This window comes from Ideonella sp. WA131b (genome assembly GCA_023657425.1).
Lineage (GTDB): Bacteria > Pseudomonadota > Gammaproteobacteria > Burkholderiales > Burkholderiaceae_C > Rubrivivax.
Window position 1 is genome coordinate 2,017,468 of sequence record JAGTJW010000001.1, and the last position, 15,723, is coordinate 2,033,190.

Below are 15,723 nucleotides of genomic sequence, written 5' to 3' on the forward strand. Positions count from 1 at the left end.
GCGTTCAGTAGCGCGGCACGCGCGGGTCGACGAGTGCAGACCAGGCGTCTATGCCGCCGGCCAGGTTGTAGGCGTGGTCGTGGCCTTGGCGCTCCAGGAATGCGACGACCTGCGCGCTGCGGGCGCCATGGTGGCAGATGCAGACGACGGGTTGCGACGGGTCGAGCTCGGAAAGCCGTGCCGGGACTTCGTGCATGGGCAGATGGCGCTGTGCCAGGCCCGGCAGCTCGACGCGGGCGAGTGCCACCTCCCAGGGCTCGCGCACGTCGAGCAACAGCGCACCCGGAGTGATGGCGGCGAAGTCCTTCAACTGACCGACGTTCAGCGAGCGCATGCGTGTGACCGACGTGTCAGAAGCGGAATCCCGTGGGCTCGGAAAAGCCCTCCAGGCGCGGTGCGACGGTGTCGAACAAGTCCGTCTTTGCCCACGCGGCCTCGCCGGTTCGCGTGTACAGGCAGGCGCGCATCACCGGCTCCTGGCCGACGATGGCCACGAGCCGTCCACCCGGCTTGAGTTGATGCAGCAGGGCCGACGGCACCTCAGCCACCGAGCCCGACAGCACGATGACGTCGAACGGGGCCTCGGCCGGCAGGCCACGCCCTCCGTCGGACGCTCGGCACTCGAACACGCGCACGGCCTCGAGTCCGGCCCGCGCCAGGTTCTCGCGCGCACGCCGCGCCAGCAAGGGCCGGCACTCCATGGTCACGACCGTCTGCGCCCGGTGCGCCAGCAATGCGGCCATGAAGCCGCTGCCGCAGCCGATCTCAAGCACCGACTCGTGCTGCTGCACCTGCAGCGCCTGCAGCAGCCGTGCCTCGACCTTGGGCTCCAGCATCGCCGGCCCGCGCGGCTGCCCGGGCAGCAAGGGCACCTGGGTGTCGACGAAGGCCAGCGCCTTGTGCTCCGCCGGCACAAAGTCTTCGCGCTTCACGCGGGCCAGCAGCTCCAGCACCTGCGCATCGAGCACGTCCCAGGGTCTGATCTGTTGCTCGATCATGTTGAAGCGGGCGAGCTCGGTGTTCATTTGAATACGGTGCACGGTGCATTGCCACACGGCCCAGGAATTCTATGCGCGGGCCTTGACGAGGGCCTTGTTCGGCCTGCCGCGGGCCGGTGGCGGCGCCTCCTCGGAGCGCACCTGAAGCCCGCGCAGGACCAGATCGAGGTGGGTCTTCAGCATCAGCTCCGGGTCCATGTCGGTGGTGCCGTCCACCGGGCAGCAGCCAAAGGAGTGGCGATGAACGGCCATGAAGATCAGTGGCGCAATCAGGGCCAGCGAGACCTCATGCGTCGGCATGGGCCTGAACTCGCCGCGCGCCACGCCGCGCTCGACGCACCCGCCGAACAGGCGGTCGGCCGGCGCCATCACTTCGTCGGCGTAGAACTGCGCCAGCTCCGGGAAGTTGCGCACCTCGGCGAGGATCACCTTGTGGATGCCCGCAGCCGGTGTGCTGCCGAAGCGCTGCCACCAGGTCATGATCAGCAGCCCGAGCAGTTCCGAACTGCTGCCCTCGAACGCGCCGGCCAGTTGCTCGCCCTCAGCGATCAGGCTGGCGAGGTTGTGCCGCACCACGGCCTTGAACAGTTCTTCCTTGCTTGGGTAGTAAAGATAGAGCGTGCCCTTGGACACGCCCGCCAGCCGTGCCACCTCTTCGGCGCGTGTGGCGGCAAAGCCCTTTTCGACGAACAGCGTCAGCGCGGCAGCCAGCAGCTCCTGCGGGCGCGTCTCCTTGCGACGCTGGCGCACCCCGGCGTCGGCTGCGGGAGCATGCCCGGCCGTCACCGCGCCGCTGGCCTCGGGGGGGATCTCTTTTGGCATGGCTTACTGACTGACTGGTCAGTAATGGTAGGGCGTGCCGTGGTCAGGGTCAAGGTGAGCCGGCCAGGGCGCGAGCAGCGTGACCGCCCCGGCGGACTTGCTGACTATGATCCGCCGCCCCCCGAGGGCAGCCCCTGTCAACTCCGCACCTCTCTTGGACCCCATCCTGCTCCTCCAGGCCGCCGTCATGGGCGTGGTCGAGGGACTCACCGAGTTCCTGCCGATCTCGTCGACCGGTCACCTGATCATCGTCGGCGACCTCATCGGCTTCACCGGCGAGAAGGCCAAGGTCTTCGGCATCTTCATCCAGACCGGCGCGATGCTGGCGCTGATCTGGGAGTACCGCGAGCGCCTGGGGGCCGCTGTGCGCGGCGTGCGCCAAGAGCCGAAGGCGCAGCGCTTCTGGATCAACATCGCGGTCGCATTCACGCCCGCGGCCGTGCTGGGCTACCTGTTCGGCGGGGCCATCAAGGAGCACCTGCTCAAGCCGGTGCCCGTGGCCATCGCGCTCATCGTGGGCGGCATGATCATCCTGTGGGTCGAGGCCTGGCACCGGCGCCGTTTCGGCGAGCGCGACCTCAAGGGCGTGCGCCGCGCCCGCGTGGAGACTGTGGACGACATGAGCCCGGCCGACGCCTTCAAGCTCGGCTGCCTGCAATGCCTGGCGCTGATTCCCGGCACCAGCCGCTCTGGGGCCACGATCATCGGCGGCATGGTGCTGGGCTTCTCCCGCAAGTGCGCCACCGAGTTCAGCTTCTTTCTCGGCATCCCCACGCTGATGGCGGCAGGTGCCTACTCGCTGTACAAGCAGCGTCACGACCTGAGCCTGGCCGATCTGCCGATGTTCACGGTGGGACTGGTGTTCGCTTTCTTCAGCGCGCTGCTGTGCATCCGCTGGCTGATCCGCTACGTGAGCACCCACGACTTCAGGCTGTTCGCCTGGTACCGCATCGGCTTCGGGCTCATCGTGCTGCTCACGGCCTATGCGGGCCTGGTGAGCTGGTCGGCGTGACCGCGGGCGTGGCTGTCCTCGGCGCCCGGCCGCCTCAACGGCGGCGGAAGATCAGGTCCCACACGCCATGTCCGAGGCGTTCGCCGCGGGCCTCGAAGCGGCTCTTGGTGCGCCAGGCAGGGCGCGGGGCGTAGCCGTCGGTGGTGTTGGCCAGACCGGGTTCGGCGGACAGCACCCGCAGCATCTGCTCGGCGTAGGGCTGCCAGTCGGTGGCCAGGTGCAGGATGCCTCCAGGTTGCAGGTGCGGCACCAGACCGGCCACAAAAGGCGGCTGGATCAGCCGGCGCTTGTGGTGGCGCTTCTTGTGCCAGGGGTCGGGGAACCACAGGTGCACCGCCGCCAGCGCAGACGTCGGGATCATCTCGCGCAGCACCTCCACCGCGTCGTGCATCACGACGCGCACGTTGCCCAGCCGCTGCTCGCCCACGAGCTTGAGCAGCGCGCCGACGCCCGGCGGGTGCACTTCCACGCCCAGCAGATCGTGCCCCGGGTGCTGCGCGGCGTAGGCTGCGGTGGCGTCGCCCATGCCGAAGCCGATTTCCAGCACCCGCGGCGCGCAGCGGCCGAACAGGCCATCCAGGTCCAGCGGTTGTCCGGGTGTGTACGGCAGCACAAGGCGTGGGCCCAGCTCGGCCAGCGCACGCTGCTGCCCCGGTCCCATGCGCCCGGCCCGCACGACGAAGCTGCGGATGGGCAGGTGGCGTCGCGCCTCGGGCGCGGGGGTGTCGGTGTCGAGGTCCAAGGGTGGCGGCATCGGCAGGGGCGCGGATTGTGCCTGCCGGCATCGGCGCGGCGCTAAACTCGCTGCCCGCGGCGGGTGTAGTTCAATGGCAGAACGGCAGCTTCCCAAGCTTCATACGAGGGTTCGATTCCCTTCACCCGCTCCAGTCCCTGCCTCACGCTGAAGGCGGCAGTTGCCCAGCCCCATGTCGGGGCCGCAAGGGCTTGGCGAACGCAGGGCTCACCTTGCGGCATCATCGCCAGATGGTCGATGGTGTAAGCCTTTCCGTTCAGGTCCGAGGCGCCGCCGGCACCGAGAGCTGGTGCAACGAGCGCTTGGCCGCCCTGCGGGCGCAGGGATGGGAGCCTTTTGACGCGGCCTGCCACAGCGGCAGCCCCGACGCCGTGCTCTGGCGAGCCGCTGACGCCGCCGCGCTGGCGTCGCTGCGCGATCATCCGGCACTGGCCACGATGGCCCACGACAGCGCATTGGTGGTCCATGCCGATGGCGAATCGCCCGGCGACGAGACCGCCTTGCTGAAGCTCGGTGCCGAGGCCGTGCTGGCCGGCGACGATGGCGAGGCCCTCGCCCGAGCCCTGCGCCACGCCGTGTGGCGCAAGCGGGTCGAACAGGCTGCACGGCGCGCCTACGCCACCGACCTGGCCACGGGCCTGCCGCACCAGACCCAGTTGATCGAGCACATGACGCAGCTGCTGGCGCTGCGCGAGCGCGAGCCGGCGCCGATGGTGCTGCTGGTGCTGCGGGTGGACGGCTTTGCGCAGGCCGGGCAGCGACTGGGCGCCGAGGCCGGCAACGTGCTGCGCCGCAAGGTGGCGGTGCGGCTGCGCGGCGGGTTGCGCGCCAGCGACGTGGTGGCCTCGCTCACGCCCGAGGCCTTCGGCGTGCTGCTCGGCCGCCTCGAGAGCAAGCACGATGGCGAACGCGTGGCCGCCAAGCTGCTGAAGGCGCTGGCGCTGCCGCTCAGCGTGGCCGGCCAGGCCTGTCGTGTCACGGCGCATGTCGGCCTGTCGGTGTTTCCCGACCACGGCAAGGACGCGCAAACCTTGCTTCAACGCGCCACGGCCCAGGCGGCTTCGGTGGCCACCGTGGGCCCGGAGGGCTTCGGGGCCAGCGTGCACCGCATCGGCGGCCCGGCCGCCAACGATCCGCCATGAATGCCGGGCACGGCCGGGGTTGGCCCTGGCTGGCCGGCGGTGCGCTGCTGCTTGTTTGCCGCGGCGCCGTCGCCCAGACCGAGGCTGTCGCCGAGCCTGCGCCGGCCGACGGCGAGCCGCCGCGCCGCTGGGCGGTGGCCGTGGGGGCGGTCGGCAACGTCGGACCGGAGTTTGCCGGCTCCTCGCAGGTGGGCTTCAAGCTCCAGCCGGGGCTGGCGCTGCGTTGGGGCCGCTTCAGCCTGGCCAGCCGCAGTGCCTTCGCGGTGCGTGGCGAGGGCGGCGCGGCACAAGGCGGCCTGCGCATGGAGCTGGTGCGCAGCGGGCGCTGGCGTTCCAGCCTGGGTCTGCGCTGGGACAGCGGGCGCGACGAGGACAGCAGCGCGCAGCTCGAGGGCCTGGGCGACGTGCGCGGCACCTTGCGCGCGCGTTTGGCTCTGGGCTACAGCTTCGACCACGGCTGGCGCACCGGGGTCTCGCTGACGAGTGACCTGCTCGGCCGCGGCGGCGGCTGGCAAGGTGAATGGAGCGCCGGCCGCGATCTGCGCCTGACGCCGTCCACCACCGCCGGTGCCGGCCTGACGCTGGGTTACGGCGGCCGCCGCTGGCAGCAGACCTACTATGGCATCAGCCCCGAGCAAGCCACGCGCACCCGGTACCCCGTGTACACGCCGGGGGGCGGTCTGCGCGACGTGACCCTGTCGCTGGGAGGACGCACCGAACTGGGCCAGGGCTGGGCGCTCTTCTACGGCACCGGCGTCTCGCGGCTGGTGGACGTGTCGGCGGCCAGCCCGCTGGTCCGGGAGCGCAAGGGCTGGGGCCTCAGCGCGGGTGTCGTCAAGCGCCTGGGGGGAGGGTGAGCTCGACCGAGCCTGGGCCGCCGGCATCCGCCTGGCCCCTGTGGCCGCTGGCGCTGCTGGCCGGCCTGCTGCCGCTGGTGGCCACCGTCGTGGCCACCACCTTGTCGATGCAACAGGGGCTGGTGCCGACCTGCAACCCGTTCTGGGATGGCTGCACTTCGATCAGCCGGGCCGCCCGCCACGACCTGCCGAACCACCTGTTCCGTGCCTTGATGTTGCCGGCGGCCACCCTGCAGGCCGTGGTGTGGCTGCTGACGGCCCGCTGGCTGCTGCAGTGCGGCGCCGTCGGGCGTGGGGTGGCCTGGATCGCGCCGCTGGGCGTGGTGGCCGGCATCGCGCTGGTGGTGTACGGCAGCTTCCTCGGCACCGAGGGCCCCATGTACCGCTGGCTGCGCCAGTACGGCACCGTGGCCTACTTCGGCTTCACCTGTCTGAACCTGCTGCTCACCGGCAATGCCGTGCAGGCGCTGGTGCGAGCGGGCCGCCTGCGCATGCCGCGGGCGCTGGAGTGCGCGATGGTGACCCTGGCCACCACGCTGGTGCTGCTGGGCCTGGGCAACGCCATCGTGGCTGCGGCCTTCGGCGAGCCGCTGAAGGGCCGCGTCGAGAACGTCACCGAGTGGTGGGGCGCGCTGATCTTCGTGCTGGGCTTTGTTGCGCTGGCGCTGATGTGGCGGCGCGAGCGCGTGGTGCTCAGCCTGTCGAGCTTGCTCGGGGTCAGCCCGCGTTGATCACGGCGCGGCGTGCAGGCCCAATGGCAGGCCTTGGTCCGCCGCCGGAGGCTTTGCGATGAACCCGTTCCGCCACCTGCTCAAGGCCCGCGGCGCGCGCGCCCCCACAGGCACCTGGATCTCCAGCGCCAGCCCGCTGGTGGCCGAGGCGCTGGGCCACGCCGGCTTCGACTGGGGCGTGGTCGACATGGAGCACGCCCCGGCCGACCTGATGGAGGTCGTGCACCTGCTGCAGGCCGTGGGCAACACGAAGATGGTGCCCGTGGTGCGCGTGCCCTGGAACGATGCCGTCATTGTCAAGCGCGTGCTCGATGCCGGCGCGCAGACGGTGCTCTTCCCCTTCGTGCAGGACGCCAGCGAGGCCGTGCGGGCGGTGGCCGCCACGCGCTACCCGCCCGAGGGCGTGCGCGGCATGGCCGGCGCGACGCGGGCCTCGCGCTTTGGCACCATGCCCGACTACCTGCGCCAGGCCAACAAGGGCATCGCGGTGATCGTGCAGCTCGAAACGCCCGCTGCGCTGGCGCAGCTCGAGGCCATCGCGGCGGTGCCCGGCGTCGACGCGCTGTTCGTGGGGCCAGCCGACCTGTCGGCGTCGATGGGCCACGTCGGCCACTTCACCCACCCCTCGGTGATGGCCCTGATGACGGACGCCGCCCGCCGCGCCAAGGCGCTGGGCATGCCGATCGGCACCTTGGGCTCGTCGGCCGAGGCGGCCACGCGCTACAGAGCCATGGGCTACGACTTCATGGCGGTGGGCACCGACCTGGGCCTGCTGATGCAGGGCGCGCAGTCGGCCATCCACGCGCTGCGCTCGGCCGACGACGACGCCGGCCACGTGCACACGCTCAGCGAGGGCACGCGCACCAGCGGGTGATGAACCCGGCCAATCACGCCGCGGAGGAACCGGCTTTGCCGGGCCACGCGCGGGCGGCCCCATCGGGGGGTAGCGAGCGCGAGCGAGCTTGGGGGCTCAACGGATATCCCCCAGGCAGAGGTACTTGAGCTCGAGGTACTCCTCGAGCCCCTGGCGCGCGCCCTCGCGGCCCAGGCCGCTCTGCTTGACGCCGCCGAAGGGCACCTCGGCGGCGCTGATGATGCCGGTGTTGATGCCCACCATGCCCGACTCCAGCGCCTCGGCGACGCGGAAGATGCGGCCGATGTCGCGGCTGTAGAAGTAGCTGGCCAGCCCGAACTCGGTGGCGTTGGCCAGTGCGATGGCCTCGGCCTCGGTCTCGAAGCGGAAAACCGGTGCCACCGGGCCGAAGGTCTCTTCCTTGGCGCAACGCATGCCGGGCGTCACGCCGGCCAGCACGGTGGGCGTGAAGAAGCGGCCGGACTGGGCCGCGCCCCCGGTGACCACGCGGGCGCCCTGTGCCAGCGCGTCGGCCACGTGCTCCAGCACCTTGGCCATCGCGGCGTCGTCGATCAGCGGGCCGATGGCCACCCCGGGCTCAAAGCCGTTGCCCACCTTCAGGGCGGCCACGCGGGCAGCGAGCTTCTCGACGAAGGCGTCGTGCACGCCGGCCTGCACGACCAGGCGGTTGGCGCAGACGCAGGTCTGCCCGGCGTTGCGGTACTTGCTGGCCAGCGCGCCGTCGACGGCGCTGTCGAGGTCGGCGTCGTCGAACACGATGAAGGGCGCGTTGCCGCCGAGCTCCAGGCTCAGCTTCTTCACGGTGTTCGCGCTCTGGCGCATCAGGATGCGGCCGACCTCGGTGCTGCCGGTGAAGGACAGGTGGCGCACGACGTCGCTGCTGCACAGCACGGCGCCGATCTCCACGCTGCGCGCGGCATCTGCCGGCAGGATGTTGAGCACGCCGGCCGGCATGCCGGCGCGCTGCGCCAGCTCGGCCGCGGCCAGCGCGGTGAGTGGCGTCTGCTCGGCCGGCTTGATGAGCACCGGGCAGCCCGCGGCCAGCGCCGGCGCCACCTTGCGCGTGATCATCGCGATCGGAAAGTTCCACGGCGTGATGGCCGCGCAGACGCCGATGGGCTGCTTGAGCACCAGCACGCGCTTGCCGGCGTCGGTGGCCGGGATGGTCTCGCCGTAGACGCGCTTGCCTTCCTCGGCGAACCACTCCACGAAGCTGGCCGCGTAGGCCACCTCGCCGCGCGCCTCGGCCAGCGGTTTGCCCTGCTCGGCCGTCATCAGGCGGGCCAGGTCGTCGGCGTGCTGCATCAGCAGCGCAAACCAGCGCTGCAGCACGGCCGCACGTTCCTTGGCCGTTTTGGCGCGCCAGGCCGGCCAGGCGCGCTCGGCGGCGCTGATGGCGGCCGCGGCCTCGACCGGGCCGCAGTTGGCCACCTGGACCAGCTCCTCACCCGTGGCGGGGTCGGTGACGGCGAAGCGCGCGCTGGTGTCGTTGGCCGCCACCCATTCGCCGCCGATCAGCGCCTCGGTGCGCAGCAGGCCGGGATCGGCCAGCAGGGTCAGCGGGGAGGTCTTGGTGTCCATGGAGGGCTCCGGGAAGGCGGGGTTCTGCGGCACTGTAGCGGCCACGCGCGGCGGGGTCGGCGCCTACAATCTGGTTGATTCAACCAACCCGCGCATCCTGACGGGGGACAACGGGAGTCGGCCATGGAGACCGTGGGCCTGTTCGAGGCCAAGACGCATCTGTCGGAACTCATCGCCCGCGCCGAGCGCGGCGAGGAGACCATCATCACGCGCCACAACAAGCCGGTGGCGCGGATCGTGCCCTTCGGCGTGCCGAAGGTGACGCCCGAACTCGTGCGCCAGCGGCTCGAGGCCGTGAAGGGCATGCAGGAGATCGGCCGCCGGATGGAGCAGCGCGGCGGTCCCATCACCACCGAGGAGATCCTCGAGTGGGTGCGCGAGGGCCGGCGTTGATCGTCCTGGATTCGTCCTACGCGATGGCCCTGGTGATGCCCGACGAGGTGCAGCCGCCCAGCATGGCCACGGTGCTGGCCGACGAGCTGACGGCGCCCTTCATCTGGCCGTTGGAGATCGCCAGCGCGATGCGCATGAACCTGCGCCGCGGCCGCCTCACGCCCGACGACTCCGAGGCCCTGTTCAAGCGCATCGCCAGCCTGCGCGTGGAGGTGATGGGGCCGCCGCACGCCCTGCCGCAACGCCACGTCGACGCTGCGCAGGAGCACGAGCTCACGCCCTACGACACCACCTACATCACGATGGCGCTGCAGTTCTCCGCCGCGCTGGCCACGCGCGACCGCGCACTGGCCGCCGCCGCTGCCCGCATCGGCATCCCAACCTACAGCTGAACACGCCCGACCCGAAAGAGAACGATGAAAGCCAACCAGATCCGCGCCACCTTCCTGAGCTTCTTCGAGAGCAAGGGCCACCAGCTCGTGGCCTCCAGCCCCGTGATCCCGGGCGACGACCCGACGCTGCTGTTCACCAACGCGGGCATGAACCAGTTCAAGGACGTGTTCCTGGGCTTCGACAAGCGCCCCTACAGCCGCGCGGCCACGGCGCAGAAGTGCATCCGCGCCGGCGGCAAGCACAACGACCTCGACAACGTGGGCTACACGGCGCGCCACCACACCTTCTTCGAGATGCTGGGCAACTTCAGCTTTGGCGACTACTTCAAGCGTGACGCCATCCGCTACGCCTGGGAGCTGCTCACCGTGCACTTCAAGCTGCCGGCTTCACGGCTCTGGGCCACGGTGTACGCCGAGGACGAGGAGGCCTACGACATCTGGCTCAAGGACATCGGCCTGCCCGCCGAGCGCATCGTGCGCATCGGCGACAACAAGGGCGGTCGCTACATGAGCGACAACTTCTGGATGATGGGCGACACGGGTCCTTGCGGACCCTGCTCGGAGATTTTCTTCGACCACGGGCCCGAGGTGGCGGGCGGCCCGCCCGGCAGTGCGGAGCAGGACGGCGACCGCTACATCGAGATCTGGAACAACGTCTTCATGCAGTTCAACCGCACCGAAGACGGTGTGATGCACAAACTGCCCAAGCCCAGCGTCGATACCGGCATGGGCCTGGAGCGGCTGGCGGCGGTGCTGCAGCACGTGCACAGCAACTACGAGATCGACACGTTTGTGGCGCTGCTGGCGGCGGCCAAGGCCGCGGTCGAAGCCGCCGGTGGCGCGAACGTGGATGGCGGCAGCCCGAGCCTGAAGGTCATCGCCGACCACATCCGCGCCACCACCTTCACGGTGGTCGACGGCGTGATCCCGGGCAACGAGGGTCGCGGCTACGTGCTGCGCCGCATCGCCCGGCGCGCCATCCGCCACGGCTACAAGCTCGGCGCACGCAAGCCCTTCTTCCACACGCTGGTGGCGGCACTCGCCGCCGAGATGGGCGACGCCTACCCCGAGCTCAAGCGCGAACAGGCCCGCGCCACCGAGGTGCTGAAGGTGGAGGAGGAGCGCTTCTTCCAGACCATCTCCAACGGCATGGAGATGCTCGAGGCCACGCTGGCCGCCGGGCAGGGCGTGCCGGGCGACGTGGCCTTCAAGCTGCACGACACCTACGGCTTCCCGCTCGACCTGACGGCCGACGTCTGCCGCGAGCGCGGCGTGAGCGTCGACGAAGCCGGCTTCCAGGCCGCGATGGCGCGCCAGAAGGAGCAGGCGCGCGCCGCGGCCAAGTTCAAGGTCTCCGCAGGCCTGGCCTACAGCGGCAGCGACACCCAGTTCCACGGGCATGAACACCTGGTGTGCGAGACGAGCAAGGTCGTGGCGGTGTACGTGGACGGCTCGCCCGTGGCCAGCGCCCGGGCCGGCGACGACGCCGTGATCGTGCTCGACCACACGCCCTTCTACGCCGAGAGCGGCGGCCAGGTCGGCGACACCGGCGAGCTGCGCAACGCCACCACGCGCGTGGTCGTCGAAGACACGGTCAAGGTGCAGGCCGCGGTGCACGGCCACCAGGGCCGTGTGGTCGAGGGCTCCGTGAGCGTGGGCGACGTCTTCACGGCGCGCGTGGACGGCACGCAGCGCGCGCGCACCATGCGCAACCACAGCGTCACGCACCTCATGCACAAGGCGCTGCGCGAGGTGCTGGGCGCGCATGTGCAACAGAAGGGCTCGCTCGTGAACGCCGAGCGCACGCGCTTCGACTTCAGCCACAACGGGCCGGTGTCGGACGAGCAGATCGCCACCATCGAGCAGATGGTCAACGCCGAGATCCTGGCCAATTCCGCCACGCAGGCCCGCGTGCTGCCGTTGGAGGAGGCGCAGAAGACCGGCGCGATGATGCTGTTCGGCGAGAAGTACGGCGAGACCGTGCGCGTGCTCGACATCGGCTCGAGCCGGGAGCTCTGCGGCGGCACGCACGTGGGCCGCACCGGCGACATCGGCCTGTTCAAGGTGGTGGCCGAAAGCGGGGTGGCTGCGGGTGTGCGCCGCGTCGAGGCCGTGACCGGCGACAACGCGCTGGCCCACATCGGCGAGACCGAGAAGTGCCTGTCGCGCGTGGCCGTTCTGATGAAGGCCGCGCCGGCCGAGGTGCCGGGCCGCGTCGGCGCCGTGCTCGAGCAGGTGCGTGCGCTCGAGAAGGAACTCGAGGCCCTGAAGAGCAAGCTCGCGGCCTCGCAAGGCGACTCGCTGTTGGGCCAGGCCGTCGACATCAAGGGCATCAAGGTGCTCGCCGTCACGCTGCAGGGTGCCGACGCCAAGGCGCTGCGCGAGACCATGGACAAGCTGAAGGACAAGCTCAAGAGTGCCGCCATCGTGCTGGCTGCGGTCGATGGCGGCAAGGTGCAGCTGGCCGCTGGCGTGACGGCCGATCAGGTGGGCAAGCTCAAGGCCGGCGAACTGGTGAGTTTTGTCGCTCAACAGGTGGGCGGCAAGGGCGGCGGCAAGCCCGATCTGGCCATGGCCGGCGGCACCGATGCCGCGGCCTTGCCGGCGGCGCTGGCCTCGGTGGCGGCTTGGGTGAGCGAGCGGGTCTGAAACCGAACGGGGCCAAGCCCCCGCTGAGGAGCGGCCCGCGATGCCTGACGACGGCGATTCCGAACTGTTGTGGGTGCCGCTGGCGGCGCTGGTGGGGGGCGCGAGGGTCTTCCCGGACCCTCACGTCCACGCTCAGCCTGCCGGCGTGAAATCGCCGGCAGTCCTTCGCGAGGCGTTCGGGTCCTTCCGGACCCTCACGTCCACGCTCAGCCTGCCGGCGTGAAATCGCCGGCAGTCCTTCGCGAGGCGTTCGGGTCCTTCCGGACCCTCACGTCCACGCTCAGCCCATGGCCTGGTCGAAGGGCAGCTTGAGCTGACTGAGGTCCTTGCGCGTCTCCACCAGCACCAGAGGGCCGTCGACCACCAGCACGTGGCGCCTGGGTTCGCGCGGCACGTGCACGGGCTTGGGCTCGGCGGCCATCGCGGCCTGCACGGCGGCGATCTTTCCGGCGTCGGACTGCACCCAATCCAGGCCTGCCGACGCAGCCAGCGAGGCCAGCGCTTCGGTGGGCAGCTGGAAGGGCTCGATGCGGATGGGCTCGGCCTTGCGCGGCAGGGCGGGCGGGGCCGCCGCCGGCTCGCCCGGCGCCAACACGGGCAGCGAGGCCGGTGCGGGACGTGCGCGCTCGGGGACTGCGGCCGCGACGTCGTCGCCGCGCGCAGCCGTCAAGGGTTCGGCGGCTTCGGCCCCCACGGCGGGTGGCAGCTCGCCAGCCTCGGTGGCCTCGCGATCGCGGTTGCGACCGCGGCCGCCCCGGCGACGACGGCCCCGCTCGCCGTCGGCATGCTCGCCCTCGGGGCGATCGCCATCCGGTGCGTCGGCGCGTGCGCCAGCCTCGGAGGCCGATTCAGCGGCAGGCGCGGCCTGGGCGGCCTCGGTGCCTTCGGTCAGCGGGCCCTGCGGGGCCTCGTCTGCCGGGCGGCCTTCACCACGGTCGCGGCCACCGCGTCGGCGACGGCGGCGACCACCTTCGCGTGTGTCGCCGTCAGCACCGGCTTCTGTGCCCTCGCTGCCAGGCGGAAAGGACGCGGAGGTCGTTTCGACGACGGGCTGCCCGCTGCCCTTGGCCGACACCTCCTCGGGCCGCGGTGCCCGCTCGGGGCGCGGGCCGCGGCGGTCGCCGTTGCGCTCGCTGCCACGATCGGTGCCCTCGGTGCCGCGTTCGCCGCGTTCGCCACCGCGCTCCTGACGCGGCTCGCCACGGGCCTGTGGCCCATCGCGGCCTCCCTCGCGGCCACCGTCCTTCTGACCACCACGGCCACCGCGACCGCCGCGTTCGCCGCGCTCACCACGACGGCCATCGCGGCGCTCGCCGGCGGGCTTGGCCTCGGCCGCAGATGCGGCCACGGGCGCAGCCGCCGGCGCCGCCACGACCGCTGCCGACGCCTGCGCCGGTGCACCGCCCAAGATCTTCTTCACCCAGCCAAAGAAGCCGCTGCCGGCCGCCGGCACCACCGGCGGCGGCACCGGCACGGCCGGCTCGGGAAGGGGCATGGGTGCCACGGCCACCGGCGCTGGCGGTGGGGGTGGCGGCGGGGCCGGCTGGTCGGGCAGCACGCCCTTGATCACCGGCTCTTGCTTGGCGCGGCCGGTGCGGTCGCGGCGCGTGATGCCCACTTCCTCGTCCGGCTCTTCGATCATGGTGTAGCTGGCCTGCAGGCTCTCCAGACGCGGGTCGTCATGGCGCAGGCGCTCGAGCTTGTAGTTCGGCGTCTCCAGGTGCTTGTTGGGCACCAGCAGCACGGTCAGGCGTTGCTTGAGCTCGATCTTGGTGATCTCGCTGCGCTTCTCATTCAGCAGGAAGCTCGTCACCTCCACCGGCACCTGCACGTGCACGGCGGCGGTGTTCTCCTTCATGGCCTCTTCCTGCACCATGCGCAGGATCTGCAGCGCGCTGCTCTCGGTGTCGCGGATGTGGCCGGTGCCGTTGCAGCGTGGGCAGGTGATGTGGTTGCCCTCGCTGAGCGCCGGGCGCAGGCGCTGGCGGCTCAGCTCAAGCAGCCCGAACTTGCTGATGGAGCTGAACTGCACGCGGGCGCGGTCGTAGCGCAGCGCGTCGCGCAGGCGCTGCTCGACCTCGCGGCGGTTCTTGCTCTCCTCCATGTCGATGAAGTCGACGACGATCAGGCCGCCGAGGTCGCGCAGCCGGCACTGCCGGGCGATCTCGTCGGCGGCCTCGAGGTTGGTGCGGGTGGCCGTCTCCTCGATGTCGCCGCCGCGCGTGGCGCGCGCGGAGTTCACGTCCACGGCCACCAGGGCCTCGGTGTGGTCGATGACGATGGCGCCGCCCGAGGGCAGGTTGACCGTGCGGCTGAAGGCCGTCTCGATCTGGTGCTCGATCTGGAAGCGGCTGAAGAGGGGCGCGTCGTCACGGTAGCGCTTCACGCGGTGCGCCGACTCGGGCATCACGTGCTCCATGAACTGGCGCGCCTGTTCATAGATGTCGTCGGTGTCGATCAGGATCTCGCCGATGTCGGCCGAGAAGTAGTCGCGGATCGCGCGGATGACGAGCGTGCTCTCCTGGTAGATCAGCTCGGGTTTGCTGAGGGCCTTGGCGGCGCCGTCGATGGCGTCCCAGAGCTTGAGCATGTAGTTCAGGTCCCACTGCAGCTCCGCCGCGGTGCGGCCGATGCCGGCGGTGCGGGCGATCAAGCTCATGCCCTTGGGGTACTCGAGCTGGTCCAGCGCTTCCTTGAGCTCCTCGCGCTGCTCGCCCTCGATGCGCCGGCTGACGCCGCCGCCGCGCGGGTTGTTGGGCATCAGCACCAGATAGCGGCCGGCCAGGCTGACGAAGGTGGTCAGCGCCGCGCCTTTGTTGCCACGCTCTTCCTTCTCGACCTGCACGAGCAGGCAATCGCCTTCCTTGACGGCCTCCTTGATGGTGGCGTCTCGTGCACTGACGCCCTCGCGGAAGTAGTTCTTGCTGATTTCCTTGAAGGGCAGGAAGCCGTGGCGGTCTTCGCCGTAATCGACGAAGCAAGCCTCCAGGCTGGGCTCCACGCGGGTGATGACCGCCTTGTAGATGTTGCCCTTGCGCTGCTCGCGGCCCTCGATCTCGGTCTCGAAGTCAAGCAGCTTCTGGCCGTCGACGATCGCCAGGCGCCGCTCTTCGGGCTGCGTGGCGTTGATGAGCATTCTCTTCATGTGCACTCCGGTGCCGCGCTGTGTCCCTGCAAGCCTGCAGGGCGACGGCGCGGGATTCATTCCCGATGCACGAGTCGAACGCGACAGAACCTTGGTGCAACGGCCGAAGCCGGCCCGAATTGCCCTGGACTGCGCGTGTTGCGCCGCTTCGCGGTGGAAGCGGCGGTTCAGGCGCGCAGCGTTGGCGCGTGCGCCGCCGGCCGCCGCGGTGCGCGTGGCCCGCCCCGCACGCCACCGGGCCGCGGCCGCGGATCACGCGGCTGTGCGCTCGCCCCGGCCGCGCCTGCGGCGGCGGTGCCGGGCAGGGGCCACGTGGGGCGAAGGGTGGGTGGGAGGTGGGGGTTCACGGGCGACCGATGGGCTGCCGTCAGCG

General features: G+C 70.9%; 15 protein-coding genes and 1 tRNA gene. 10 read left to right on the top strand and 6 right to left on the bottom strand.

The features are described 5' to 3' along the window. Positions 1 to 4: 4 nt before the first annotated feature. The 3 genes from KA711_09310 to KA711_09320 are packed head-to-tail and all read right to left on the bottom strand — an operon-like array spanning position 5 to position 1,820. On the bottom strand, positions 5 to 334 hold the full coding sequence (locus tag KA711_09310; protein MCM0609178.1) for a sulfurtransferase: 330 nt from the start codon (positions 332 to 334) through the stop codon (positions 5 to 7). Positions 335 to 350: 16 nt separating this feature from the next. Further along, on the bottom strand, positions 351 to 1,025 hold the full coding sequence (locus KA711_09315) for a protein-L-isoaspartate O-methyltransferase (protein MCM0609179.1): 675 nt from the start codon (positions 1,023 to 1,025) through the stop codon (positions 351 to 353). A gap of 42 nt (positions 1,026 to 1,067) precedes the next feature. Then, a complete protein-coding gene (locus KA711_09320; protein ID MCM0609180.1) occupies positions 1,068 to 1,820 on the bottom strand; it encodes a TetR/AcrR family transcriptional regulator in 753 nt (250 codons plus the stop codon). Between the two features lie 154 nt (positions 1,821 to 1,974). Here KA711_09320 and KA711_09325 point away from each other — a divergent pair, with 154 nt between their 5' ends. Further along, positions 1,975 to 2,832, top strand: coding sequence for an undecaprenyl-diphosphate phosphatase (locus tag KA711_09325; protein ID MCM0609181.1), 858 nt, complete (start codon positions 1,975 to 1,977; stop codon positions 2,830 to 2,832). Between the two features lie 34 nt (positions 2,833 to 2,866). Here KA711_09325 and trmB read toward each other — a convergent pair whose 3' ends face one another. Further along, positions 2,867 to 3,586: a tRNA (guanosine(46)-N7)-methyltransferase TrmB gene (gene trmB / locus KA711_09330; protein MCM0609182.1), complete on the bottom strand. Its 720-nt coding sequence runs from the start codon at positions 3,584 to 3,586 to the stop codon at positions 2,867 to 2,869. A 59-nt stretch (positions 3,587 to 3,645) separates the two neighbouring features. On the opposite strand from trmB, the gene KA711_09335 reads away from it, so the two are divergent. From KA711_09335 to KA711_09355, 5 genes are all read left to right on the top strand, one after another. Beyond that, positions 3,646 to 3,719: transfer RNA gene (locus KA711_09335), tRNA-Gly, on the top strand. Between the two features lie 97 nt (positions 3,720 to 3,816). Further along, complete coding sequence (locus tag KA711_09340; GenBank protein MCM0609183.1) at positions 3,817 to 4,728, top strand: GGDEF domain-containing protein; 912 nt, start codon at positions 3,817 to 3,819, stop codon at positions 4,726 to 4,728. Then, positions 4,725 to 5,585, top strand: coding sequence for a MipA/OmpV family protein (locus KA711_09345; GenBank protein MCM0609184.1), 861 nt, complete (start codon positions 4,725 to 4,727; stop codon positions 5,583 to 5,585). The genes KA711_09340 and KA711_09345 overlap by 4 nt, the downstream gene beginning before the upstream one ends. Next, entirely contained in the window at positions 5,582 to 6,316 is a 735-nt protein-coding gene (locus KA711_09350) for a hypothetical protein (protein ID MCM0609185.1), read from the top strand. Before KA711_09345 ends, KA711_09350 begins: the two co-directional genes overlap by 4 nt. A 58-nt stretch (positions 6,317 to 6,374) precedes the next feature. Then, positions 6,375 to 7,190 (top strand): HpcH/HpaI aldolase/citrate lyase family protein, encoded by an 816-nt coding sequence (locus KA711_09355; protein ID MCM0609186.1) that lies wholly within the window; start codon positions 6,375 to 6,377, stop codon positions 7,188 to 7,190. Between the two features lie 96 nt (positions 7,191 to 7,286). Here the strand turns inward: KA711_09355 and KA711_09360 are convergent, their stop codons facing one another. Continuing rightward, positions 7,287 to 8,771: an NAD-dependent succinate-semialdehyde dehydrogenase gene (locus tag KA711_09360; GenBank protein MCM0609187.1), complete on the bottom strand. Its 1,485-nt coding sequence runs from the start codon at positions 8,769 to 8,771 to the stop codon at positions 7,287 to 7,289. Between the two features lie 123 nt (positions 8,772 to 8,894). Between KA711_09360 and KA711_09365 the strand changes: the two genes are divergently transcribed. From KA711_09365 to KA711_09380, 4 genes are read left to right on the top strand one after another with little or no spacing between them, the layout of a single operon-like run. Beyond that, positions 8,895 to 9,164 (top strand): type II toxin-antitoxin system prevent-host-death family antitoxin, encoded by a 270-nt coding sequence (locus KA711_09365; GenBank protein ID MCM0609188.1) that lies wholly within the window; start codon positions 8,895 to 8,897, stop codon positions 9,162 to 9,164. Beyond that, on the top strand, positions 9,140 to 9,556 hold the full coding sequence (locus KA711_09370) for a type II toxin-antitoxin system VapC family toxin (protein ID MCM0609189.1): 417 nt from the start codon (positions 9,140 to 9,142) through the stop codon (positions 9,554 to 9,556). Before KA711_09365 ends, KA711_09370 begins: the two co-directional genes overlap by 25 nt. A 24-nt stretch (positions 9,557 to 9,580) precedes the next feature. After that, on the top strand, positions 9,581 to 12,205 hold the full coding sequence (alaS, locus tag KA711_09375; GenBank protein MCM0609190.1) for an alanine--tRNA ligase: 2,625 nt from the start codon (positions 9,581 to 9,583) through the stop codon (positions 12,203 to 12,205). 40 nt (positions 12,206 to 12,245) lie between these two features. After that, the gene (locus KA711_09380) at positions 12,246 to 12,428 is read left to right on the top strand and encodes a hypothetical protein (protein MCM0609191.1); all 183 of its coding nucleotides are present in this window, start codon (positions 12,246 to 12,248) and stop codon (positions 12,426 to 12,428) included. 57 nt (positions 12,429 to 12,485) lie between these two features. Here KA711_09380 and KA711_09385 read toward each other — a convergent pair whose 3' ends face one another. Then, the gene (locus KA711_09385; GenBank protein MCM0609192.1) at positions 12,486 to 15,350 is read right to left on the bottom strand and encodes an Rne/Rng family ribonuclease; all 2,865 of its coding nucleotides are present in this window, start codon (positions 15,348 to 15,350) and stop codon (positions 12,486 to 12,488) included. Positions 15,351 to 15,723 lie beyond the last annotated feature (373 nt).